Below are 22,035 nucleotides of genomic sequence, written 5' to 3'. Positions count from 1 at the left end.
GGTCTGCAAGTGGCCGGCATGGCGCGTTTTACGGGGATCGATCGGGTGGAGGCAAGGGCACAAGGGCGCACCAAGGGGGGCTTCATCGCCGGGGTGGCATTTTTCATCCTGGTCATGTGGGGGCTCTACCAGACTGCGCTGGATGTTAAAGACTGGCTGACGGATGCCAGTCGGTTGCCCATGAGCGAGCTGTTGCTGCAGGGGCAACACGAATATTTGAAGGCCGATGAGTTGCGTGCTGCCGTGCTGGATGGTGCCGAACTTCGCAACTTCTTCGAGCTGGATGTGAACGAATTGCAGGCGCGTCTGAACGCGCTGCCCTGGGTGGCCCAGGTCTCGGTACGAAAGAAGTGGCCGAACAAGATCAAGGTCTATCTCACGGAACAGGATGTGGCGGCTCGCTGGAACGGCAACCGCTTCGTCAACACCAAGGGTGAGGTGTTCAGTGCCCCGGACAGGATGAAGAAGCCCCTGATGCAGTTGTCCGGGCCCGATGATCAGGCCGCCAAGGTGCTGGAAGCCAGCCATCAGTACGAAACGCTGCTGGCGGCCAAGGGATACAAGTTGCTGGGGGTGAATCTGACCCCCCGCCATGCCTGGGAACTGACCCTGGATGGCAACATTCAGCTGTTTGTGGGGCGCTCGGATATCGCGCTTCGTCTGCAGCGGTTTATCGATGCCTTTCCGGTCATCGAGCCCCGTGAGCGGGTTGCTTACGTGGATCTTCGATACGACACCGGGATGGCAGTTGGCTGGAAGAAAAGCGAAGAGAAAGTGAATGACCAACACCGCAGATAGAAATTTGATTGTCGGACTGGATATCGGCACGACCAAGGTGGCGGTACTGGTTGGCGAAGTATTGCCTGATGGCGAACTCAATGTCATCGGCATGGGCAGCCACGCTTCTCGCGGTATGGAGAAGGGCGGGGTCAATGACCTCGACTCCGTGGTCAAGTCCCTGCGCCGCGCGGTGGAAGAGGCCGAGATGATGGCAGATTGCCAGATCAGTTCCGTCTATCTGGGGCTGTCCGGCAAGCACATCGATTGCCGCAACGAGACCGGCATGGTGCCCATCTCCGACGAAGAGGTGACCCAGGAGGATGTGGACAACGTCATCCACACCGCCAAGTCGGTGCGGTTGTCTGACGAGCTCCGGGTGCTGCACGTGCTGCCCCAGGAGTTCGCCATCGACTATCAGGAAGGGATCAAGAACCCGGTCGGCCTCTCCGGCGTGCGGATGGCAGCCAAGGTGCATCTCATCACCTGCCACAACGACATGGCGCGCAACATCGAGAAGTGTGTGGAGAAGGTGGGTCTGCGGGTGGATCAGCTGATCTTCTCCGCCCTGGCCTCCAGCTACGCCGTGCTGACCGAAGACGAGAAGGAGCTGGGTGTCTGCGTGGTGGACATCGGTGGCGGCACCATGGACATGTCGCTCTTTACCGGCGGCGCCTTGCGCCACACCAAGGTGATTCCCTATGCGGGCAGCACGGTGACCAGCGACATCGCCTATGCCTTCGGCACGCCGCCGCTGGATGCGGAGGCGATCAAGGTGCGCTACGGCTGCGCCCTCGGCCGCCTGGTCAGCAAGGAAGACAATATCGAAGTGCCCAGTGTCGGCGGTCGCCCGGCGCGCAGCCTGCAACGGCAGACACTGGCGGAAGTGATTGAACCCCGTTACACCGAGTTGCTCTCCATGGTGAATGACGAGCTGGTGCGGGTGCAGAGCGAATTGAAGGCACAGGGGGTCAAGCATCAGCTGGCCGCCGGTGTGGTCTTGACCGGTGGCGCGGCCCAGATCGAAGGCATTGTGGAGTGCGCAGAGCAGATCTTCCAGAGCCAGGTCCGGGTGGGCGAGCCCATGAATATCCGGGGATTGAGTGACTACGTACAGGCACCGGTGTACTCGACTGCGGTCGGGTTGTTGCAGTACGGCCGCACCAACCAATCCACCGGCAGTAACAAGGAATATGCCGCCAAGGCAAGCGTAGGTGGGCTGGTCAAACGGGTCAGCAACTGGTTGCGTGGCGAGTTCTAAAGATTTTGCTGAGTCAGGCAAATAAAGCGGAGAGACAACATGTTTGAATTTATGGATAGCCACACTGACGAAGCCGTCATCAAGGTGATAGGTGTGGGTGGCGGCGGCGGCAACGCAGTCGAGCACATGGTTCGTCAAAACATCGAAGGTGTCGAGTTCATCACCGTGAACACCGACGCCCAGGCACTGCGTAACTCCAGCGCCAATACCACCCTGCAGATCGGCGGTGGCATCACCAAGGGTCTGGGTGCCGGGGCCAACCCGGAAGTGGGTCGTGACGCCGCCATGGAAGACAGGGAAGCGCTGCGCGAGCTGCTGACCGGTTCCGACATGGTGTTCATCGCTGCCGGCATGGGTGGTGGTACCGGCACCGGCGCTGCCCCGATCGTGGCCGAAGTGGCCCGCGAGATGGGTATCCTGACCGTTGCCGTCGTGACCAAGCCGTTCTCCTTCGAAGGGAAGAAGCGAATGGGCTTCGCCGCTCACGGCATCGAAGAGCTCTCCAAGAACGTCGACTCCCTGATAACCATCCCCAACGACAAGTTGCTGAAGGTGCTGGGTCGCGGCATCTCCCTGCTGGACGCCTTCAAGGCGGCCAACGACGTGCTGCTGGGTGCAGTACAGGGCATCGCCGAGCTGATCACCCGCCCGGGTTTGATCAACGTCGACTTCGCGGACGTGCGTACCGTGATGCGCGAGATGGGTACCGCCATGATGGGTACCGGTTCCGCCTCAGGTGACGATCGTGCCGAAGAAGCGGCCGAGAAGGCCATCTCCAGCCCGCTGCTGGAAGACGTGGATCTGGCCGGTGCCCGCGGCATCCTGGTCAACATCACTGCTGGCATGGACATGACCATCGAAGAGTTCGAGACCGTGGGTAACGCGGTCAAGGCCTTCGCGTCCGAGAACGCTACCGTGGTGGTGGGTACCGTAATCGACCCGGAAATGCACGACGAACTGCGCGTTACCGTAGTGGCGACCGGTATCGGTGCCGAGCGCAAGCCCGACATCACTCTGGTCAAGAACAACATGGTTCAAGAGCGTCCGGCCCGTCAGCCCCTGATCAGCGAAGCCCTGCAGTCTCGCGTGATGGAAGAGGCCCCGGCCAAGGTGGTGAACGCCGAGCCGCAAGCTCGTCGCGAACCGGATTATCTCGATATTCCTGCGTTCCTGCGCAAGCAGGCAGACTAAGCCTCTGATGGCTCTGGTTTGTTTGTTGCTTAAGGATTGTGCTAAGATGGCCCGGCAACGACCATCTGGTCAGGAATTTGAGCTGTTAAAGCGGATACGCCCATGATTAGACAAAGAACCTTGAAAACGAGTGTCCAGGCCACCGGTGTGGGCCTGCATTCGGGCCGGAAAGTCACTATGACGTTCCGTCCGGCGCCTGTTAACACAGGGATCGTTTACTTGCGTACCGATCTGAATCCTGTGGTCGCGCTGCCAGCCAACGCCGATCAGGTGCGTGATACCGTGCTTTGTACCGCTCTGGTGAACGAAGCCGGTGTTCGCGTGTCGACCATCGAACATCTGTCTGCCGCTCTGGCCGGGATGGGCATCGACAACCTCTATGTCGAGGTTGATGCCCCCGAGATCCCGGTAATGGACGGCAGTGCGCATCCGTTCATCTATCTGCTGCAGGAAGTGGGTATTCGTGAACAGAACGCACCCAAGCAGTTCGTGCGGATCAAGCAGAGCATCCGGGTTGAAGACGGCGACAAGTGGGCGGAATTCCACCCCTATCGCAACGGCTTCAAGATGGATCTCGAGATCGATTTCCAGCATCCGGTGTTTGAAGGCCGCAACCAGCGTTGCGTGCTGGACTTCTCCGGCAGCTCCTTCGTGAAAGAGATCAGCCGTGCCCGTACCTTCGGCTTCATGCGTGATATCGAGTACCTGCGTTCCCAGAACCTGGCACTGGGCGGCAGCCTGGAAAACGCCGTGGTGCTGGATGACTACCGGGTGCTGAACGAAGATGGTCTGCGCTACGAAGACGAGTTCGTGAAGCACAAGATGCTGGATGCCATCGGCGATCTGTACATGTGCAATCGCAGTATCATCGGTGAATTCCGTGCCTACAAGACGGGCCATGCCCTGAACAACAAGCTGCTGCGTGCCCTGCTGGCCCAGCAGGAGGCCTGGGAACTGGTGACCTTCGAGGGTGAGGGCGACAAAGCGCCTATCGCTTACTACGACAACGGTCTGGTTCTGGCCTGATAGCTGTGCAACAGGACGTCGGTCATCTCTCCGCACCGACGTCTTGTCATTTGTTTATTCCATCCTTTAATACCGATTATCTCCCGGTTTTATTGCCCGTGCAGGCCCTTGGCCTCACCTGACCGAGAAGACAGATTTCTATGAGCATTACCCTGATCCTCCACGGTAAGCAGCGCCGCAGGTTGCACTTACCCAAACAACGTCTGGCCTGGGTCGGCGGTATTCTCTTCACTGTATTGGCCTTGGGGGGCGGCTGGCTCTGGCAGAGCTGGCAGCAGAAAATGGAGGCGCTGGAAGTGGCGCTGACCCTGGCGCAGCAGCAAAAATCCACGCAAGGGGCCGATGAAGCCCGCGAACAGCTTGCCATGCTGGCCGCCCAGGTGGGCACCATGCAGGGACAACTTGGTCGCCTCAACGCCCTCGGCGAGCGCCTGACCGAGAAGGCGGACCTCGATCCCGAGGAGTTCAACTTCAAGGAGCTGCCCCCCATGGGCGGTCCTTCCTACGATGCAGACCTGGAAGTCAGCCTGGGTGAACTGCAAGATTCCATGGAACACCTCAGCCGTCAGCTCAGCAGCCGCGAAGAACAGCTGTCGGTACTTGAATCCTTCATCATGAACCACCATATCACCGATGCGGGTTTCATCCCCGGCTCACCGGTCAAGCAGGAGCGTGTCTGGATCTCCTCCGGTTTCGGTGGGCGGGTCGATCCGTTCAACGGTCGCGCCAAGATGCACAAAGGGGTGGATTTCCGCGGCAGGCCCGGCACCCCCATCCTGGCGACAGGCAAGGGGATTGTCAGCTGGGCAGGGCGCCATCCGGAGTTTGGCAACATGGTGGAGATTGACCATGGCAATGGTCTGGTCACCCGCTATGCCCACAATTCCAAGTTGCTGGTGGATGTGGGCACCCTGGTCGATGAGGGCCAGAAGATTGCCCTGATGGGGCGAACCGGTCGTGCAACCGGAGTTCATTTGCATTACGAAGTGTTGAAAGATGGTCGTCAGGTCAACCCCGCGCGCTTTCTGAATGCCAGACGGGGTTAGGTTTTTTCTTCAGGTTCCAGTGACGGAACGCTTATATAACCAAAACAGTTGGTACCCATGATTAGCACACTGCTCACCAAGATTATCGGCAGCCGGAACGACAGAACGCTCAAGGCTTTGCGCAAAATTGTAAAACAAATCAATGCGATGGAACCTCAATTCGAGGCACTGTCCGATCAGGAACTGCAGGCGAAGACCGCCGAGTACCGTCAGCGTCTGGAGCAGGGCGAAACACTGGAGCAGTTGCTGCCGGAAGCGTTCGCCACCGTCCGTGAAGCCTCCCGCCGTGTGTTCGGCATGCGTCACTTCGACGTCCAGCTGATCGGCGGCATGGTGCTGAACTCCAACCGCATCGCCGAAATGAAGACAGGTGAAGGTAAAACCCTGACGGCCACGCTGCCGGCCTACCTGAACGCCCTGACCGGCCGCGGTGTGCATGTCGTGACGGTGAACGACTATCTGGCCAAGCGTGATGCGGAAGCCAACCGCCCGCTGTTCGCCTTCCTCGGCATGACGGTGGACTGCAACGTGCCCGGCATGGATGCATCCCAGAAGCGCGATGCCTACGCTGCCGACATCACCTACGGTACCAACAACGAATTCGGTTTCGACTACCTGCGCGACAACATGGCATTCTCGCCGGAGCAGCGCGTACAGCGTCCGCTCAACTACGCGCTGGTGGATGAGGTGGACTCGGTGCTCATCGATGAAGCCCGCACCCCGCTCATCATCTCCGGTCCGGCGGAAGACAGCTCCGCCATGTACACCCAGATCAACAAGTTGATCCCGCTGCTGGTCAAGCAGGACAAGGAAGACTCCGAGGAGTACACCGGCGACGGCCACTACACGGTGGACGAGAAGAACCGCCAGGCGCTGCTGACCGAAAACGGCCAGATCTTCGTGGAAGAGCTGCTCAAGAAAGAGGGACTGCTGGCCGAGGATGACTCCCTGTTCTCCGCCACCAACATCAGCCTGCTGCATCACGTCAATGCCGGCCTGCGCGCGCACACCCTGTTCGAGCGCAACGTCGACTACATCGTCCAGAAGGACGAGATCGTCATCGTCGACGAGCACACCGGCCGCACCATGCCGGGTCGTCGCTGGTCTGACGGCCTGCATCAGGCGGTCGAGGCGAAGGAAGGGGTCAAGATCCAGAACGAGAACCAGACCCTGGCCTCCATCACCTTCCAGAACTACTTCCGTCTGTACGACAAGCTGGCGGGCATGACCGGTACTGCGGATACCGAAGCCTTTGAATTCCAGCAGATCTATGGCCTGGATACCGTGGTCATCCCGACCAACAAGCCGATGGTGCGCAAGGACATGGGCGATCTCGTCTACCTGACCGCCCAGGAGAAATACGCGGCCATCGTGCAGGACATTCGCGAGTGCGTGAAGCGCGGCCAGCCCGTGCTGGTCGGTACCGTCTCCATCGAGAACTCCGAGCTGCTCTCCGGCATCCTGACCAAGGAAAATATCCCGCACAAGGTACTGAACGCCAAGTTCCATGCCATGGAAGCGGAGATCGTCGCCCAGGCCGGCCAGACCGGCGCCGTCACCATCGCCACCAACATGGCCGGTCGTGGTACCGACATCGTGCTGGGCGGCAACTGGCAGGCGGAGATCGCCCAGCAGGAAAACCCGTCAAGCGAGCAGATTGCCGAGCTGAAAGCGGCCTGGCAGGTGCGTCATGACGAAGTGCTGGCGGCCGGTGGCCTGCACATCATCGGTACCGAGCGTCACGAATCCCGTCGTATCGACAACCAGCTGCGCGGCCGTTCCGGTCGTCAGGGTGACCCGGGTTCCTCCCGCTTCTACCTCTCCATGGAAGATACCCTGATGCGGATCTTCGCCTCCGACCGCGTGACCGGCATGATGAAGAAGCTGGGCATGGAAGAGGGCGAGGCCATCGAGCATCCCTGGGTGACCAAGGCCATCGAGAATGCCCAGCGCAAGGTGGAAGGTCGCAACTTCGACATCCGTAAAAACCTGCTCGAGTTTGACGACGTGGCCAACGATCAGCGCAAGGTGGTCTACGAGCAGCGCAACGAGCTGCTGGACACCAGCGACATCTCCGAGACCATTCACGTCATCCGTGACGACGTCTACGGCGCCATCATCGACGAGTACATCCCGCCCCAGTCCCTGGAAGAGATGTGGGACGTACCGGGTCTGGAAGCGCGTCTGAAGTCCGATTTCGCCCTGGATCTGCCGTTGCAGCAGTGGCTGGCGGAAGACGACAAGCTGTATGAAGAGAAGCTGCGCGAACGCATCCTGGATGAAGCCACCAAGCTCTATGCCCACAAGGAAGAGCTGGTCGGCAAGGAGGTGCTGCGCAACTTCGAGAAGGCGGTGATGCTGCAAACGCTGGATGGTCTGTGGAAGGAGCACCTGGCGGCCATGGATCACCTGCGCCAGGGCATCCATCTGCGCGGCTACGCACAGAAGAACCCCAAACAGGAGTACAAGCGCGAATCCTTCGATCTGTTCACCCAGATGCTGGAGACCCTCAAGCGCGACGTGGTCAGTATCCTGAGCCGGGTACAGGTGCAGGAGCGGGATGTGGAGGCGATGGAAGAGCAGCAGCGCCAGCAGGCCGAAGCCGCTCCCCGTACCTACACCCATGCCACGGCCGAAAACCAGCTGGCTGACGAGGATACGGGTGGGGCCGAGGGCCATACCACCTTCGTGCGCGACGAGCAGAAGATCGGGCGCAATGATCCCTGCCCCTGTGGTTCGGGTAAAAAATACAAGCACTGTCACGGTCAGCTGACCTGACACCCTGCCATGATGAATACACCGCCTCCGGGCGGTGTATTCATTTTCGGACCAAGGAGGGGACGATGAGCAGATTGCCGGCGGGATGGGATGGGGAGGCACATGGGCACTGGCTGCAGGAGAGACGCCAGGAGGCGATCCGTTGTGTGCTGAGCAGGCTGAACGCAGAGACGAACAAATCTGTTCCCCTGCAACTGCAGTTTGCCTATTACCTCTTTTTGTCCGGCGATCCTGCCTCGGCGGCCCAGGTGCTGACGCTGGCGTACCGGTCCGCGCCCGATAACACTGAGGTGCTGCGCAATCTCTGTGTCTGCCTCTCGCGCTCCGAACAACATGAGCGGGCCGTGATGCACCTGGTCGAACTGGTGCGGCGCGAGCCGGATGATTATCTGGTCCATGACGGGCTTTGCACTTCCCTTGCCAAGCTAGGACGCCATGAAGAAGCGGCACAAGCGGGAACCCGTGCCCTGACTCTCAAGGATGAGGCCGTCTCGCAGCCTGTCGCGGGGTGGGTGCTGCCGGCAGAGGGGCCGGATGACTGGCTCGCGGAGCAGGGGGAGAAGCAGGCAGTCATCGCCTTCTCCTTGTGGGGAGTACAGCCCCGCTATTTGCGGGGAGCGCTCGACAATGTGCTGGCCGCAGCTTACCTCTATCCGGGCTGGCGGGTGCGCTTTTATGTGGATGGCACTGTCCCTCAGGGGTTTCTGGCCTGCCTGCAAGAACATGGCGCCGAGATAAAGGTGCAGCCCGATGGCCAATCCCAGCGTCAGCGCCTCTGCTGGCGCTTCCAGGTCGCCAATGATCCCGGCGTGGGGCGCTTTCTTGTGCGCGATGCGGACTCCGTGCTGAATCTGAGGGAGCGGCTGGCGGTCGATGACTGGCTTGCATCGGGGCGCTGGTTCCATATCATGCGTGACTGGTGGAGCCACACCGATCTGGTGCTGGCCGGCATGTGGGGCGGTGTGGCCGGTGTGCTGCCTCCCCTTGCGCCGCTGATGGCGAGCTATCAGCCCAGTACCATGGAAACACCGAACATCGACCAGTGGTTCTTGCGAGACTGTTTATGGCGCTATTTGCGCCAGAGCGCGCGGGTACACGATCGTTGTTTCACTCCGCCCGGTGCGGTGCCCTGGCCGCAGGTTGCGCCGCCGGGCAATGAGCATGTCGGGCAGGATCTCTTCAGGGCCCGGGGGGATCAGCAGGCCATTCGGCTTGCCCCCTGGATCGCCCGTTTGCCGTGTTTACGCTGAGGACAATGATGGAACAGAAGAAACGGATCTGGGTGGCGGTGGGCGTCATCGAGAACGAACGGGGTGATATCTTCATCGCCAAACGCTCAGCCGATCGCCATCAGGGGGATCGCTGGGAGTTTCCCGGTGGCAAGGTGGAGTCGGGGGAGGATCTACTCACCGCGCTGGACAGGGAATTATGGGAAGAGATCGGGATCCGGGTGCAGGATTGTGCCCCCTTCATGGAGCTGCATCACGATTACCCCGACAAGCAGGTCTTGCTGGATATCTGGAAGGTGACCCGCTTCCACGGCGAGCCCTTTGGCAAGGAGGGGCAGGAGTGTCGCTGGGTGCCACTGGCCTCGCTGCACGAATACCGCTTCCCGGATGCCAACGGCCCCATCGTCGCGCGGTTGCAGGCCTCGCTTGCCTGAAAGGGAATCGATACCAACTAAAAAGGGCCTGAGGGCCCTTTTTTGATCGTGAAGTGTTTATTGCCAGGGATCGCCCTGTTCCGGATCGGGCAGCAGATCCGGGTTGATCTCGCCCGGGATGCGCTTCTGTTCATCCGCCCACTCGCCGAGGTCGATCAGCTGGCAGCGCTTGCTGCAGAAGGGGCGAAACGGGCTCTGCGGACCCCATTCGATCTCGCTCTGACAGGTCGGGCACTTTACCTTGGTCACCATGGGGCGCTCCTCAACAACAGGCGAGCTGGAAGGATACGTCGCCTATCTGCTGTTCCGTCGTCGGCAGGAAGCGCAGGGCGAAGCGGTTCTTGTGGCCGCTCAGGGTCGGATAGCAGGGCTGGGTGCCCGCCAGACGGATGCGGATCAGTTCAGCCCCTTCGGCGGTATCCTGGAAGAAGCCGTTGGTGGCCACCTGGTCGCTGAAGTTGCCCGACTCGCGCCACAGGCGCAGCAACAGGGAGATGGCGTTCATCAGCAGGGTGATGTCACTCAGCCATTGCTGCATCTGCTGGTGGCGGGTGACGGCCGGGGTCGCCAGCCAGTGGTGCAGTTGCGGCACATCGAAGGCGCACAGACCACCCGGAATGGAGAAGCGCTGACGAATGGAGCCGAGCAGGCGATCCTCTTTCAGACGGGCGCCGGGGCGCGGGGAGTTCAGCAGGTTGCGGGAGAGCTGGGTACTCTCCTGCTGCATCCGCTGGATCTGCTCGAGATCGACGTCAGGCAGACTGGCCCAGTGGCTCAGGCGTTGGCCGAGGCGCTCCAGATCCTTGATGAGATCGGCACGCAGATCACCACGCTCCAGCAACTCCTGCAAATCGAACAACCCCTTGAAGAAGGCGATATGTGCCCAGGACTGGTCACTCTCCAGATTGTCGCGGATCTGGGAAAACAGGGACTCCAGACGAAGATAGGTCCGGCTTTTTTCATTGAGGGGAAAATCGTAAATCATGCCTAATCCTGGCCAGCCATAAACCGGCCTAGTGTACTCACAGTTGGTGGGCTTGTTGAGAGGCAAATGCCAGATATGTCTGGTGCAGGGCGAAAATTCGCTGCCCGATGGTCTCACTCGTGCCACTCTGGTTGTCCAGGACGTCGTCGGCCATCGCCAGGCGCTCGCTGCGGCTCGCCTGGGACGCCAGTATCGCCTGGGCCTGTTCCCGACTGACGCCATCGCGGCGGCAGGTACGCTCGATTTGCGTCGCTTCGTCCACATCGATCACCAGTACCCGATCGGCGAGGGAAGTGAGCCTGTTTTCCACCAGCAAGGGGACGACCAGCAGGCAATAGGGGGAGCGGGTTGCCGCACACTGGCGCAGCATCTCGCTGCGGATGAGGGGATGGAGCAGGGCATTGAGCCACTCCTTGGCCTGCGAGTCGGTGAAGATCCGCTCTCGCAGCCGGCGGCGATCGAGCTGGCCATCGGGGGCAACGACATCCGGGCCAAAATGGGCGGCGATGGCAGCCAGAGCAGGGGTGCCGGGCTCCACTACCTCGCGGGCGATGATGTCCGCATCAACCACCTCGATGCCCAGCTCGGCAAAGCGGTTGGCAACCGTGGTCTTGCCGCTGCCGATTCCCCCTGTGATTGCGACTACATACATGGGTCAGAGATCCTTTTGCTAGAGCACGACATCAAGATACCAGCGGGTGATGCTATCGCCCCACAGCAGCGTTATCCAGCCCGCGATGGCGAGATAAGGGCCAAAGGGAATGGGTTTGCCCTGGTGGTGGTTGCGCAGCAGGATGAGACCGATGCCGATGATGGCGCCCGCCAGCGAAGAGAGCAGCAGCACGATGGGCAATGCTTGCCATCCCAGCCAGGCGCCCAGCGCCGCCAGCAGTTTGAAGTCGCCATAGCCCATCCCTTCCTTGCCGGTCAGCAGCTTGAAGGCCCAGTAGAGGCTCCAGAGCACCAGATAGCCCGCCATGGCACCGATCACCGCGTCGGCCAGGGGCACGAAACCGCCCGCCAGATTGAACAGCAGGCCACCCCAGAGCAGGGGCTGGGTGAGCTGATCCGGCAAGAGCATCTTGTCCAGGTCGATGAAGGTCAGTGCGACCAATGTCCAGGTGAGCAGCAGAGCGGCAAGGGTGCCCCAGCCGGGGGCAAGCGCGGCTGCCACCGAGACCGACAGCAGGGCGGTGAGCAGCTCGACCAGGGGATAGCGAGCCGAAATGGGGGCGTGGCAGTTGCGGCAGCGCCCCCTGAGCCATAGCCAGCTCAGCAGGGGAATGTTCTCCAGCGCCCCTATGGGGTGGTCGCAGTGGGGGCAGCGGGAGCGAGGCACCATGAGGTTGTATCGTCCGGTTGCAGGAGGAGTCGCTTCACCGTCACCGAAATAGTCGCTGTATTCGGCATGCCAGGCCCGCTCCATCATGATGGGCAGACGATGGATCACCACGTTCAGGAAGCTGCCCACCATCAGGGAGAAAAGGAAAATCAAGGAGAGATAGAGCCAGGGCAAGCCCTGGGCCAGTTCGATCAAAGGCACCATAGATCAATCGCTTGTGTCGAGAACGGGGATGACAGATGGCCGGGGGAAATGCACCGCCCGGCCCTCTGTCGAGGGGGTCAGTGTATCACAGAGCCCAGCTTGAAGATGGGGAGGTACATGGCCACGACCATGCCGCCGACCAGCACCCCGAGCACCACCATGATGATGGGTTCGAGCAGGCTGGTGAGGCCGTCGACCATGTCGTCCACCTCCTGTTCGAAAATGGCGGCGACCTTGGAGAGCATGTCGTCAATGGCGCCGGATTCCTCACCGATCATCACCATCTGGGTCACCATGTCGGGGAAAAGATCCACGGTGCGCATGGCGACGTTGATCTGCATGCCGGCCACCACCTCGTTGCGAATGGCCATGGTCGCAGTGCGATAGACATAGTTGCCCGATGCTCCGGCCGCCGAGACCAGGGCATCCACCAGCGGGATACCGGCGGAGAAGGTGGTGGAGAGGGTGCGGGCAAAACGGGCCATGGCCGCCTTGTGCAGTATGTTGCCCACCACGGGAATGGTGAGGATGAACTTGTCCGTGTTGTCCCTGACCTTCTGGGATTTTCGCCAGGCCCGCACATAGAGGAAGACGGCGAGAGCCGCGCCGCCAAAGATGGCGTACCACCACTCCTGCATGAAGCGGGAGATGGCGATGACGAACCGGGTGAAGGCGGGCAGCTCGGCACCGAAGCTCTTGAAGATATCCTCGAACTGGGGAATGACGAAGAGCAGCAGGATGGAGGTGACGACGATGGCCACCAGAATGACCATGGACGGATAGAACATGGCCTTCTTTATCTTGGATTTGAGGGCTTCGTTCTTCTCGCGGTAGATGGCGATACGGTCGTAGATGGTCTCCAGGGCACCGGATTGCTCCCCGGCCTCGACCAGGTCGCAATAGAGGTCGTCGAAGTGGCGGGGATGGCGGCGCAACGCCTCCGAGAGCGGGGTGCCTGTTTCCACATCGGCAGCGATCTGGCCGATGAGTTCGCGCACCGCCGCTTTCTCGTGGCCGCGAGCAATGATCTGAAGACTTTGCACCAGAGGCACGCCGGCGGAGAGCATGGTGGTGATCTGGCGGGAGATGACGGCGATGTCCATCGGCTTGATCTTGGCGCCGCCCTTGGAGAAGAGCCCCTGGCTCTGCTTGCTGACCCTGGTGACGTTGACGCCCTGCTTGCGCAGCTCGGCCTTGACGGTGGTGATGCTGTCGGCTTGCAGCTCGCCTGAGACCTTCTGTCCCTTGCGGTTGACGCCGTGCCAGCGGTAGGAGAAGACTTTTTTCGGTGCGTTGCGTTTTTGAGCTAATGTGGCCATCACTGCATCCTGCAATTGGGCGACGGTGGCCGGATGCTGCTGCCTGTCCGGCTCATCTTGGCTTGAAGAAGGTCATCGGGGTGATGGCAGCGGCTTCACCCGGCGAGATGACTCGGGCACTGCGAACTCAGTTGGTGGTGATCCTGTTGATTTCGGCTAGGCTGGTGACGCCAAGACGCGCTTTCTCGAGGCCGGATGTACGCAGGGTGCGCATCCCTTCTTTTTGGGCTATCGCGGCAATCTGCAGCGAGTTGGCTCCCTGCATGATGAGTTTGGCGATGTTGTCGGACATCAGCATGATCTCATAGATGCCGACCCGGCCTCTGTAGCCTCCCGAGCACTCCTTGCATCCCACGGGCTTGAACAGCCGCAACCCGGCGGCCAGTTGCTGCTGGGTGAAGCCCAGCTCCAGCAACTCGGCTTCCGGCACCACTTCTGGCGCCTTGCAGTGATCGCAGAGTTTGCGGGCAAGGCGCTGGGCCATGATGAGGGTGACCGAAGAGGCGATGTTGAAGGCCGGCACCCCCATGTTCATCATCCGGGTGAGCGTTTCTGCCGCCGAGTTGGTGTGCAGGGTGGAGAGCACCAGGTGACCGGTCTGGGCAGCCTTGATAGCAATCTCGGCGGTTTCCAAATCCCGTATCTCCCCCACCATGACGATGTCGGGATCCTGGCGCAGGAAGGAGCGCAGGGCGCTGGCGAAGGTGAGCCCCGCCTTGGGATTGATCTGCACCTGGTTGACGCCGGGCAGGTTTATCTCGACCGGATCTTCGGCGGTGGAGATATTGACCTCGCTGGTGTTGAGGATGTTGAGGCCGGTATAGAGTGAGACCGTCTTGCCTGACCCCGTCGGGCCGGTCACCAGGATCATGCCCTGAGGTTTGGAGAGGGCGTGCAGGTATTGCGTCTTCTGCCGGTCGTCAAAGCCGAGTTGATCGATATTGAGCCGGGCGGCCGAGGAGTCCAGCAACCGGATCACGATCTTTTCGCCCCACATGGTGGGCAGGGTGTTGACCCGCATGTCCATGGATCTGTTGCGTGAGATCTTGAGTTTGATCCGGCCATCCTGGGGCAGGCGCCGTTCGGCAATATCGAGCCGCGCCATCACCTTGAGGCGAGCCGCGAAGCGGTTGGCCAGGTTGACCGGCGGCGTGGCGACTTCGTGCAGTATGCCGTCTACCCGAAAGCGGATCCGGTACTTGGTCTCGTAGGGTTCGAAATGCAGGTCGGAGGCCCCACGCTTGATGGCATCCATCATGATCTTGTGGATGTATTTGACGATGGGTGCGTCATCGTCCGCGGTGTTGACGCTCTCGTCGAGGCGGGAACTCTCGTCGGAGACCTCGAGTTCGGAGATCTCGGCCTCGTCGATATGATCCATGCCCAGGGTATCCTGCTCGCTCTCCATCAGCTTGCCGATGGCGGCGGTCAGCTTGCTCTCTTCGACCAGCAGGGCTTCCGTGTGCAGGCCAAAACTGAAGCCAAAATCCTCCAGAGCCGACACATTGGTCGGATCGGACATGGCGATATAGAGAGTATGCCCCTGGGTGTAGATGGGCAGGACATGGTGCTTTTCAATCAGCTTTTGATTGAGGTATTTCTGCGGGATCTCGGCGAGATCAAAGGCCGCCAGATCCAGCAGAGGTACCCCATATTCCAGCTCGCAGAAATCGGCGAGGGCTTTGCTGTCGAGAATGTCATTTTCAATCAGGAAGGTGACAAAGGGCTTGCGCTGCGCCTTGGCCTGGCTCAGATAGCGCTGTGAGTCCGGCTCACTGAGGAGGGAAGAAGCGGCCAGGCTGGTGGCCAGGCCGCTATTGAGGCTAGAGGTCATGCGTTAGCAGATGCCAGAAGTTAGGCATAAACTGCCACTTGCTGCGTTTGTCCAAATGACTTGCCCATTCGTAAGTACGCCCCCCAAAATGTAAGTATTTTCAGTATTTTCAAATGGGGGAGTTGTACCTGTGGCAGTTATTTCAACGGCACCACTAGCAGCTCCTGCAGCAATTGTTACTGAGTCAACAAAACTGCCAGAAGCACCACTAACGTCTAGAGGGATACCATTGCTTCCTGGCGTGGTGCAATTAGCCATATCACCATCTTTCTGAGCACAGACTTCAACAGCTGTTTTAAATGCACCAGTGGCTGAGACAACTTCAGTAAATTTCGCCTTTTTGGTGTAAGTCTGATACGCCGGCAAGGCGATGGCGGCGAGGATGGCGACGATCGCAACGACGATCATCAATTCGATTAGCGTAAACCCTGACTGTCTTTTCATGTGAAATATCCTTTTTTCCATGTTTCCTGATAAGCACCGGTGGAATGCTATCCACGCTGGTATCTTATCCGAGCGCTTCGGGTTGGCAACAGAGGCGGGGACCTTGTTAGCCACTTTTATGTCATTTAGTGAAATGTGTAGAAAAATCAAAGATTAAATGGCTTCCATTGGCACTTGTCATGAGGCGGGAGGGCCCATCTTCACACTCCTTATGTCGTGGGATCCTGCATAAAGAAAAGGCGCCGATGGCGCCTTTTGCAAGTTTCGAGCCCTGTAATATTTTTGGGCACGAGCAACGGATGGGGCTTGCTCAAGCCGCGACAAAGCGCATGGAGAGATCCAGTGCCCGCACATGCTTGGTCAGCGCTCCCACCGAGATGAAGTCGATCCCGGTCGCGGCGTATCCGGCAAGGGTGTCGAGGGTGACGTTGCCGGAGACTTCCAGCTTGGCTCTGCCCTGATTGAGGCGAACGGCCTCCTGCATCATGGGGATGTCGAAGTTGTCCAGCATCACGATGTCGGCCCGTGCGGCCAGGGCCTGCTCCAGCTCGGCCAGGGATTCGACCTCGACTTCCACCGGTTTGTCCGGATTGAGACGGCGCGCTTCGCTGATTGCTTCAGCGATGCCGCCGCAGGCGAGAATGTGGTTCTCCTTGATGAGGTAAGCGTCGAACAGGCCGATCCTGTGATTCTTGCCGCCGCCGCAGGTGACCGCATACTTCTGGGCGCTGCGCAGGCCGGGCAGGGTCTTGCGGGTATCGAGCAGGCGGCAGTCAGTGCCTTCCAGCTCGGCCACATAACGGGCGGTCAGGGTGGCGACCCCGGAAAGGGTCTGCACGAAGTTCAGCGCATTGCGCTCGCCGGTCAGCAGCACGCGGGCGGGGCCATGGAGGCGGAACAGCTCCTGATTGGGGGCAAGGCGTTCACCATCTTGCACTTTCCACTCGACCTTCACTTCGCCACCGAGCTGGGCAAACACCTCGTCGACCCAGGGCTGGCCGCAGAAGACGCCCGCCTCGCGGGTGATGACTCGCGCGGTCGAGATGCGATCAGCCGGGATCAGCTGGGCCGTGATGTCGGCGCTGGCATCCGGTTGATCCAGCGCGGTGAGGGCATCGCCCAAGTCTTCGAGAAGTGCGGCGCGCACGGCGCGGCGGATGTCCTGTTGTAACATGCCTTATTCCTGCAAGGGTCTGAGAAGCAATTGCCTGTCTTTCTGGCGCAATTCCAGCCTGCCCAGGGCATTCATGCCCACCAGGATCTCCTCCCCGTCGGCAGCCGGATTGATAAAGACGGACAAATCGTACAGGGTCAGCGGACCCATCGCCAGACTTTCGATCCGGCCGGTTTCGACCTGGATCTCTCCGGCTGCCGTGTTGACACGGCTGCGGCCCGTGGCGACGAGGCCGAGCCGGGCGGCCACCTGGCTCGGTATGGTCACCCGGGTTGCTCCTGTGTCCAGCAGCAGTTGCACCGGCTGGTCGTTGATGGCACCCTCCAGACGATAATGGCCGCTGGCATCGGCCTTGAGTAGCAGATCGCCGCTGGCGGTCACCGACGGTTGTTCACGACCATGAAAGTAGAGGGTCAGCAGACCCAGCAGCGAGAGCCAGGCGAGCAGCCAGAGACGGCGTGCCATCGGGTGCATAGTGTGTCCCATATCGCGCGAGTGAATGGCTCAGCCTAACATAGCGTTATCCATGAATTCAGAGACTTGTTCCCAGTTTTCCCATCCCGCCAGAGGCACATCGCTTCCATTTGTGAGTCGAGCAGACGATGACACAACCCACAACCCTGTTTTCCATCGATCGAGAAGGATGGTGCGAGCAGGCCCGCAAGGTGCCTTCCCCCCATCACAATGAGAGGCTCAGCCCGGAGGATGTCTCCTTGCTGGTGATACACGGCATCAGCCTGCCCCCCGGGCAGTTTGGTGGCCCCTTTATCGACGATCTGTTTCTGGGGCGGCTCGATCCCGGTGCTCACCCCTATTTCGCCGGTATTCATCAACTGAGGGTCTCGGCCCACTGCCTGATCCGCCGCGATGGGGAACTGGTACAGTACGTGCCTTTTGGCGCCAGGGCATGGCATGCGGGAGTCTCGATCTGGGAGGGGAGGGAGGCATGCAACGATTTTTCCATCGGGATCGAACTGGAAGGGACCGACGAGCTTCCCTACAGCGACAAGCAATACGAGGTGCTGTCGGACCTCAGCCGGGCGATTGTTCACCGTTATCCCGCCATCACGGCGGACCGTATTGTCGGCCACTGCGACATCGCGCCGGGCCGCAAGACGGATCCGGGTGACAGTTTCGAATGGCCTCGCTATCGGGAAAAGCTTCACTTTGAGTGAAAAATCTAAAAATTATTTTGTGTTTTTAGAATCAATGGCTTGCCTTGTCTAGCAAGCCATTTTTCATGCTGTTGAACAAATGTTATCGGTGAGCAAGCTCACAAATATTGGTCAGACCATTTTCTATGAGCTATATCATGATTCCGCGTTTTTACCCCCAAAGTGGCAACCGAGCTTCTTGATTCAGATCATCTTTTGGGTGGACTTTTTTCAAGCCCTCTGCTAATTTTCGCCCCAACCATAAAATTGGTAATACCAATTTAACAAAGTAGCCTCATGCCCTATATCAAGATAACTCAGCCGAAGCTGGCCGACGCCATCGTCGCCGAGCTGGAAAGCATGATTCTGGAAGGCAGCCTGCAGCCGGGTCAGAAGTTGCCGCCCGAGCGGGAACTCGCCATCCAGTTTCAGGTGTCGCGCCCTTCCTTGCGCGAAGCCATCCAGCGCCTGGAAGCGAGAGGACTCTTGTATCGTCGTCAGGGCGGTGGCACTTACGTACAAAATGCCCTGAGCAAGGGGATCGCCGACCCCCTGTTCGAACTGCTCAGCACTCACCCGGAAGCCCAGTACGACCTGCTGGAGTTTCGTCACGCGCTGGAAGGCATCTGTGCCTACTATGCGGCGCTGCGGGGCACCGAGGCTGATTTCGAACGGATTCGCCTGGCGCAAGCCGCCATCGAAGAAGCCGGTCAGCAAGGGTCGCTGGTGGTCGAATCGGCCGCCGTGACCCAGTTCTATCTGGCCGTGGCCGAGGCCTCCCACAACGTGGTGCTGCTGCACCTGTTGCGGGCCATGGGCCCCATGCTCGAGCAGAACATTTTACGCAATAACGAAATTTTGAATCGCCGTCCGGGAGTGGTCGCCAAGATCCGTCGCCATCGTGCGAGCCTGATCGAGGCTATCCTGTCGGGGGCTCCGGAGCGGGCCAGGGCTGCTTGTCATGAGCACCTGGCCTTTATCGAGGACACCTTGTTGGATATGCAGAGGGAAGACAGCCGGATCCAGCGATCCATGCGTCGGATCCGTCAGCAGGAAAACTAATCCCACAAGGCTTTCTTAATTGTCGAATGCTTGCGCCCTTCGCCGTGCAATGCCGTGCAATCACAACAACATAGGAACCAGCCATGTCTGATATCCTGAAGAACGATGTGGACCCGATAGAAACGCTGGAGTGGCTTGCCTCTCTGGAATCCCTGCTGCGTGAAGAGGGTCCGCAACGCGCTCAGTTCATCCTTGAACAGTTGGCCGAGAAAGCCCGCGCAAGCGGTGTGGACGTGGCTGCCAAGGCAAACCGCGACTACATCAACACCATCCCGTCCAGCGACGAGCCGGCTTACCCGGGCGACCTGGAAATGGAACGCCGCATTCGCGCCATCATCCGCTGGAATGCCATGATGATCGTGCTGCGCGCCTCCAAGAAAGACCTGGACCTGGGTGGTCACATGTCTTCCTTCGCTTCTTCCGCGACTATCTACGAAGTCTGCTACAACCACTTCTTCCGTGCCCGCAACGAGAAGGACGGTGGCGATCTGGTCTACTTCCAGGGTCACATCTCCCCGGGCATCTACGCCCGTGCATTCGCCGAAGGTCGCCTGACCGAAGAGCAGCTGGACAACTTCCGTCAGGAAGTGGATGGCAAGGGTATCCCTTCCTACCCGCACCCGAAACTGATGCCGGAATTCTGGCAGTTCCCGACCGTTTCCATGGGTCTGGGCCCCATCGCCGCCATCTATCAGGCGCGTTTCCTGAAGTACCTGACCGACCGTGGCATCAAGGATTGCTCCGAGCAGACCGTTTACGCCTTCCTGGGTGATGGCGAGATGGACGAGCCGGAAGCCAAGGGTGCCCTGACCGTTGCCGTGCGTGAAAAGCTCGACAACCTGGTGTTCGTGGTCAACTGCAACCTGCAGCGTCTGGATGGTCCGGTTGTCGGCAACGGCAAGGTCATCAACGAGCTGGAAGGCCTGTTCGCCGGCGCTGGCTGGGACGTGACCAAGGTCATCTGGGGTCGCAAGTGGGATGAGCTGCTGAAGAAAGACACTTCCGGCAAGCTGATCCAGCTGATGAACGAGACCGTGGACGGTGACTACCAGACCATGAAGTCCCGTGACGGTGCCTACGTGCGCGAGCACTTCTTCAACCGTTACCCGGAAACCGCCGCGCTGGTCAAAGACATGACCGACGAGGAGATCTTCGCCCTGAACCGCGGTGGTCACGACCCCCGCAAACTGTTCGCCGCCTTCTCCAAAGCAGCACAGACCAAGGGCAAGCCGACCGTGATCCTGGCCAAGACCATCAAGGGCTATGGCATGGGCGAAGCGGCCGAAGGCAAGAACATCGCTCACCAGGTCAAGAAGATGGATCTGGGCTCCGTGCGTCACCTGCGCGATCGTTTCAACCTGCCGGTCACCGACGAGCAGCTGGAAAACCTGCCGTACCTGAAGATCGAAGAGGGTACCGAAGAGCACAAGTACCTGCACGCCCGCCGTGCCGCACTGAAGGGCTATGTACCGACCCGTCTGCGCGAGAGCACCACCAAGCTGGAAATCCCGGCGCTGGATGCCTTCGGTCCGCTGCTGGGTGAACAGGCGCGCGAAATCTCCACCACCATGGCGTTCGTGCGTTCCCTGAACGTGATGCTGAAAGACAAGTCCATCGGCAAGCGCATCGTCCCGATCCTGGCTGACGAAGCCCGTACCTTCGGTATGGAAGGCCTGTTCCGCCAGATCGGTATCTACAGCCCGCACGGTCAGCAGTACACCCCGCAAGACCGCGACATCGTCTCCTACTACAAGGAAGACAAGCAGGGTCAGGTTCTGCAAGACGGTATCAACGAGCTGGGCGCCATGTCCTCCTGGCTGGCTGCTGCGACCTCTTACAGCACCAACGATTGCCCGATGATCCCGTTCTACATCTATTACTCCATGTTCGGCTTCCAGCGGATCGGCGACATGGCGTGGGCAGCCGGTGACCAGCAAGCCCGTGGCTTCCTGCTGGGTGCGACCTCCGGTCGTACTACCCTGAACGGCGAAGGTCTGCAGCACGAAGATGGTCACAGCCACATCCTGGCGAACACCATCCCGAACTGCATCTCCTACGATCCGTCCTACGCCTATGAAGTGGCGGTGATCGTACAGGACGGCCTGCGCCGCATGTACGGTGAGAACCCGGAGAACGTGTTCTACTACATCACCACCCTGAACGAGAACTATGCCATGCCGGCCATGCCGGAAGGCGCCGAGGAAGGCATCCGCAAGGGTATCTACAAGCTGGAATCCATCGCCGGTGCCAAGGCGAAAGTTCAGCTGCTGGGTTGTGGTTCCATCCTGGGTCACGTGCGCAAGGCTGCCCAGATCCTGGCCAGCGAGTACGGCATCGGTTCCGATGTGTTCAGCGTCACCTCCTTCAACGAGCTGGCTCGTGACGGTCAGGACGCGGATCGCTGGAACATGCTGCACCCGACTGCCGAAGCTCGCGTACCGTACATCGCTCAGGTACTGGGTTCCGAAGCCACCATCGCTGCGACCGACTACATGAAGTCCTTCGCCGATCAGGTTCGTGCCTTCGTTCCGACCGAGAACTACCGCGTGCTGGGTACCGACGGTTACGGCCGTTCCGACAGCCGTGCCAACCTGCGTCGTCACTTCGAAGTGAACGAGTTCTACGTGGTGGTTGCTGCCCTGACCGAACTGGCCAAGCGCGGCGAGGTAGACAAGCAGGTTGTGGCCGATGCCATCGCCAAGTACGGCATCGATGCCGACAAGGTCAACCCGCTGTACGCGTAAGTGGATCAAGGGTCGCGCCGTATGACGGCGC

General features: G+C 60.0%; 20 protein-coding genes. 11 read left to right on the top strand and 9 right to left on the bottom strand.

The window, feature by feature from the left end; translation table 11 throughout:
• Positions 1–45: 45 nt before the first annotated feature.
• The 8 genes from AB5Y70_RS19480 to mutT all read left to right on the top strand — a co-directional run bounded on the left by AB5Y70_RS19480 (position 46) and on the right by mutT (position 9,742).
• Positions 46–798, top strand: a complete 753-nt coding sequence (locus AB5Y70_RS19480) for a cell division protein FtsQ/DivIB (RefSeq protein ID WP_368176121.1) — start codon at positions 46–48, stop codon at positions 796–798.
• Positions 779–2,038, top strand: coding sequence for a cell division protein FtsA (gene ftsA, locus AB5Y70_RS19475; protein WP_010675832.1), 1,260 nt, complete (start codon positions 779–781; stop codon positions 2,036–2,038). Before AB5Y70_RS19480 ends, ftsA begins: the two co-directional genes overlap by 20 nt.
• Before the next feature lie 39 nt (positions 2,039–2,077).
• Positions 2,078–3,229: a cell division protein FtsZ gene (gene ftsZ / locus AB5Y70_RS19470; protein ID WP_005305686.1), complete on the top strand. Its 1,152-nt coding sequence runs from the start codon at positions 2,078–2,080 to the stop codon at positions 3,227–3,229.
• Positions 3,230–3,331: 102 nt separating this feature from the next.
• On the top strand, positions 3,332–4,255 hold the full coding sequence (gene lpxC, locus AB5Y70_RS19465) for a UDP-3-O-acyl-N-acetylglucosamine deacetylase (protein WP_010675831.1): 924 nt from the start codon (positions 3,332–3,334) through the stop codon (positions 4,253–4,255).
• Positions 4,256–4,395: 140 nt separating this feature from the next.
• The gene (locus tag AB5Y70_RS19460) at positions 4,396–5,301 is read left to right on the top strand and encodes a M23 family metallopeptidase (protein WP_039040495.1); all 906 of its coding nucleotides are present in this window, start codon (positions 4,396–4,398) and stop codon (positions 5,299–5,301) included.
• A 57-nt stretch (positions 5,302–5,358) separates the two neighbouring features.
• Positions 5,359–8,079: a preprotein translocase subunit SecA gene (gene secA, locus AB5Y70_RS19455; RefSeq protein ID WP_202039915.1), complete on the top strand. Its 2,721-nt coding sequence runs from the start codon at positions 5,359–5,361 to the stop codon at positions 8,077–8,079.
• Between the two features lie 65 nt (positions 8,080–8,144).
• On the top strand, positions 8,145–9,329 hold the full coding sequence (locus AB5Y70_RS19450) for a tetratricopeptide repeat protein (protein WP_202039916.1): 1,185 nt from the start codon (positions 8,145–8,147) through the stop codon (positions 9,327–9,329).
• A gap of 8 nt (positions 9,330–9,337) precedes the next feature.
• The gene (gene mutT, locus AB5Y70_RS19445; protein ID WP_171864957.1) at positions 9,338–9,742 is read left to right on the top strand and encodes an 8-oxo-dGTP diphosphatase MutT; all 405 of its coding nucleotides are present in this window, start codon (positions 9,338–9,340) and stop codon (positions 9,740–9,742) included.
• A gap of 57 nt (positions 9,743–9,799) precedes the next feature.
• Here mutT and yacG read toward each other — a convergent pair whose 3' ends face one another.
• The 9 genes from yacG to AB5Y70_RS19400 form a co-directional block, all read right to left on the bottom strand.
• Positions 9,800–9,994, bottom strand: a complete 195-nt coding sequence (gene yacG / locus AB5Y70_RS19440; RefSeq protein WP_039040499.1) for a DNA gyrase inhibitor YacG — start codon at positions 9,992–9,994, stop codon at positions 9,800–9,802.
• Between the two features lie 10 nt (positions 9,995–10,004).
• Positions 10,005–10,727 carry a cell division protein ZapD gene (zapD, locus tag AB5Y70_RS19435; RefSeq protein ID WP_010675825.1) on the bottom strand — a complete coding sequence of 241 codons (723 nt, stop codon included), beginning with the start codon at positions 10,725–10,727 and terminating at the stop codon, positions 10,005–10,007.
• Positions 10,728–10,764: 37 nt separating this feature from the next.
• The gene (coaE, locus tag AB5Y70_RS19430) at positions 10,765–11,379 is read right to left on the bottom strand and encodes a dephospho-CoA kinase (RefSeq protein WP_109111851.1); all 615 of its coding nucleotides are present in this window, start codon (positions 11,377–11,379) and stop codon (positions 10,765–10,767) included.
• Between the two features lie 18 nt (positions 11,380–11,397).
• Positions 11,398–12,273, bottom strand: coding sequence for an A24 family peptidase (locus AB5Y70_RS19425; protein WP_202039917.1), 876 nt, complete (start codon positions 12,271–12,273; stop codon positions 11,398–11,400).
• 77 nt (positions 12,274–12,350) lie between these two features.
• Positions 12,351–13,592 carry a type II secretion system F family protein gene (locus AB5Y70_RS19420; protein WP_010675822.1) on the bottom strand — a complete coding sequence of 414 codons (1,242 nt, stop codon included), beginning with the start codon at positions 13,590–13,592 and terminating at the stop codon, positions 12,351–12,353.
• A gap of 127 nt (positions 13,593–13,719) precedes the next feature.
• Complete coding sequence (gene tapB / locus AB5Y70_RS19415; protein WP_041213997.1) at positions 13,720–15,426, bottom strand: PilB family type IVa pilus assembly ATPase TapB; 1,707 nt, start codon at positions 15,424–15,426, stop codon at positions 13,720–13,722.
• A gap of 3 nt (positions 15,427–15,429) precedes the next feature.
• A complete protein-coding gene (locus AB5Y70_RS19410) occupies positions 15,430–15,870 on the bottom strand; it encodes a prepilin-type N-terminal cleavage/methylation domain-containing protein (protein ID WP_274799056.1) in 441 nt (146 codons plus the stop codon).
• Between the two features lie 310 nt (positions 15,871–16,180).
• Positions 16,181–17,044, bottom strand: coding sequence for a carboxylating nicotinate-nucleotide diphosphorylase (gene nadC / locus AB5Y70_RS19405; protein WP_041213995.1), 864 nt, complete (start codon positions 17,042–17,044; stop codon positions 16,181–16,183).
• 3 nt (positions 17,045–17,047) lie between these two features.
• Positions 17,048–17,518 (bottom strand): TIGR02281 family clan AA aspartic protease, encoded by a 471-nt coding sequence (locus AB5Y70_RS19400; RefSeq protein WP_104452204.1) that lies wholly within the window; start codon positions 17,516–17,518, stop codon positions 17,048–17,050.
• A 128-nt stretch (positions 17,519–17,646) separates the two neighbouring features.
• Here AB5Y70_RS19400 and ampD point away from each other — a divergent pair, with 128 nt between their 5' ends.
• The 3 genes from ampD (at position 17,647) to aceE (ending at position 22,004) form a co-directional block, all read left to right on the top strand.
• Positions 17,647–18,219 carry a 1,6-anhydro-N-acetylmuramyl-L-alanine amidase AmpD gene (ampD, locus tag AB5Y70_RS19395; protein WP_053288099.1) on the top strand — a complete coding sequence of 191 codons (573 nt, stop codon included), beginning with the start codon at positions 17,647–17,649 and terminating at the stop codon, positions 18,217–18,219.
• 276 nt (positions 18,220–18,495) lie between these two features.
• Positions 18,496–19,260 carry a pyruvate dehydrogenase complex transcriptional repressor PdhR gene (gene pdhR, locus AB5Y70_RS19390; protein ID WP_010675815.1) on the top strand — a complete coding sequence of 255 codons (765 nt, stop codon included), beginning with the start codon at positions 18,496–18,498 and terminating at the stop codon, positions 19,258–19,260.
• Between the two features lie 83 nt (positions 19,261–19,343).
• Entirely contained in the window at positions 19,344–22,004 is a 2,661-nt protein-coding gene (aceE, locus tag AB5Y70_RS19385; RefSeq protein WP_368176112.1) for a pyruvate dehydrogenase (acetyl-transferring), homodimeric type, read from the top strand.
• Positions 22,005–22,035: the final 31 nt, after the last annotated feature.

Origin of the sequence: Aeromonas sp. s1(2024) (assembly GCF_040908005.1) — a bacterium.
GTDB classification, from domain to species: domain Bacteria; phylum Pseudomonadota; class Gammaproteobacteria; order Enterobacterales; family Aeromonadaceae; genus Aeromonas; species Aeromonas caviae.
Note: the sequence above shows the minus strand (reverse complement) of the source record. Positions and strands in the feature narration are given on the sequence as shown.

Bases quoted from the DNA above. Each gene is read 5' to 3' on its own strand.
- ftsA (WP_010675832.1), top strand. From the start codon at position 779: ATGACCAACACCGCAGATAGAAATTTGATTGTCGGACTGGATATCGGC.
- ftsZ (WP_005305686.1), top strand. From the start codon at position 2,078: ATGTTTGAATTTATGGATAGCCACACTGACGAAGCCGTCATCAAGGTG.
- lpxC (WP_010675831.1), top strand. From the start codon at position 3,332: ATGATTAGACAAAGAACCTTGAAAACGAGTGTCCAGGCCACCGGTGTG.
- AB5Y70_RS19460 (WP_039040495.1), top strand. From the start codon at position 4,396: ATGAGCATTACCCTGATCCTCCACGGTAAGCAGCGCCGCAGGTTGCAC.
- secA (WP_202039915.1), top strand. From the start codon at position 5,359: ATGATTAGCACACTGCTCACCAAGATTATCGGCAGCCGGAACGACAGA.
- AB5Y70_RS19450 (WP_202039916.1), top strand. From the start codon at position 8,145: ATGAGCAGATTGCCGGCGGGATGGGATGGGGAGGCACATGGGCACTGG.
- mutT (WP_171864957.1), top strand. From the start codon at position 9,338: ATGGAACAGAAGAAACGGATCTGGGTGGCGGTGGGCGTCATCGAGAAC.
- yacG (WP_039040499.1), bottom strand. From the start codon at position 9,994: ATGGTGACCAAGGTAAAGTGCCCGACCTGTCAGAGCGAGATCGAATGG.
- zapD (WP_010675825.1), bottom strand. From the start codon at position 10,727: ATGATTTACGATTTTCCCCTCAATGAAAAAAGCCGGACCTATCTTCGT.
- coaE (WP_109111851.1), bottom strand. From the start codon at position 11,379: ATGTATGTAGTCGCAATCACAGGGGGAATCGGCAGCGGCAAGACCACG.
- AB5Y70_RS19425 (WP_202039917.1), bottom strand. From the start codon at position 12,273: ATGGTGCCTTTGATCGAACTGGCCCAGGGCTTGCCCTGGCTCTATCTC.
- AB5Y70_RS19420 (WP_010675822.1), bottom strand. From the start codon at position 13,592: ATGGCCACATTAGCTCAAAAACGCAACGCACCGAAAAAAGTCTTCTCC.
- tapB (WP_041213997.1), bottom strand. From the start codon at position 15,426: ATGACCTCTAGCCTCAATAGCGGCCTGGCCACCAGCCTGGCCGCTTCT.
- AB5Y70_RS19410 (WP_274799056.1), bottom strand. From the start codon at position 15,870: ATGAAAAGACAGTCAGGGTTTACGCTAATCGAATTGATGATCGTCGTT.
- nadC (WP_041213995.1), bottom strand. From the start codon at position 17,044: ATGTTACAACAGGACATCCGCCGCGCCGTGCGCGCCGCACTTCTCGAA.
- AB5Y70_RS19400 (WP_104452204.1), bottom strand. From the start codon at position 17,518: ATGCACCCGATGGCACGCCGTCTCTGGCTGCTCGCCTGGCTCTCGCTG.
- ampD (WP_053288099.1), top strand. From the start codon at position 17,647: ATGACACAACCCACAACCCTGTTTTCCATCGATCGAGAAGGATGGTGC.
- pdhR (WP_010675815.1), top strand. From the start codon at position 18,496: ATGCCCTATATCAAGATAACTCAGCCGAAGCTGGCCGACGCCATCGTC.
- aceE (WP_368176112.1), top strand. From the start codon at position 19,344: ATGTCTGATATCCTGAAGAACGATGTGGACCCGATAGAAACGCTGGAG.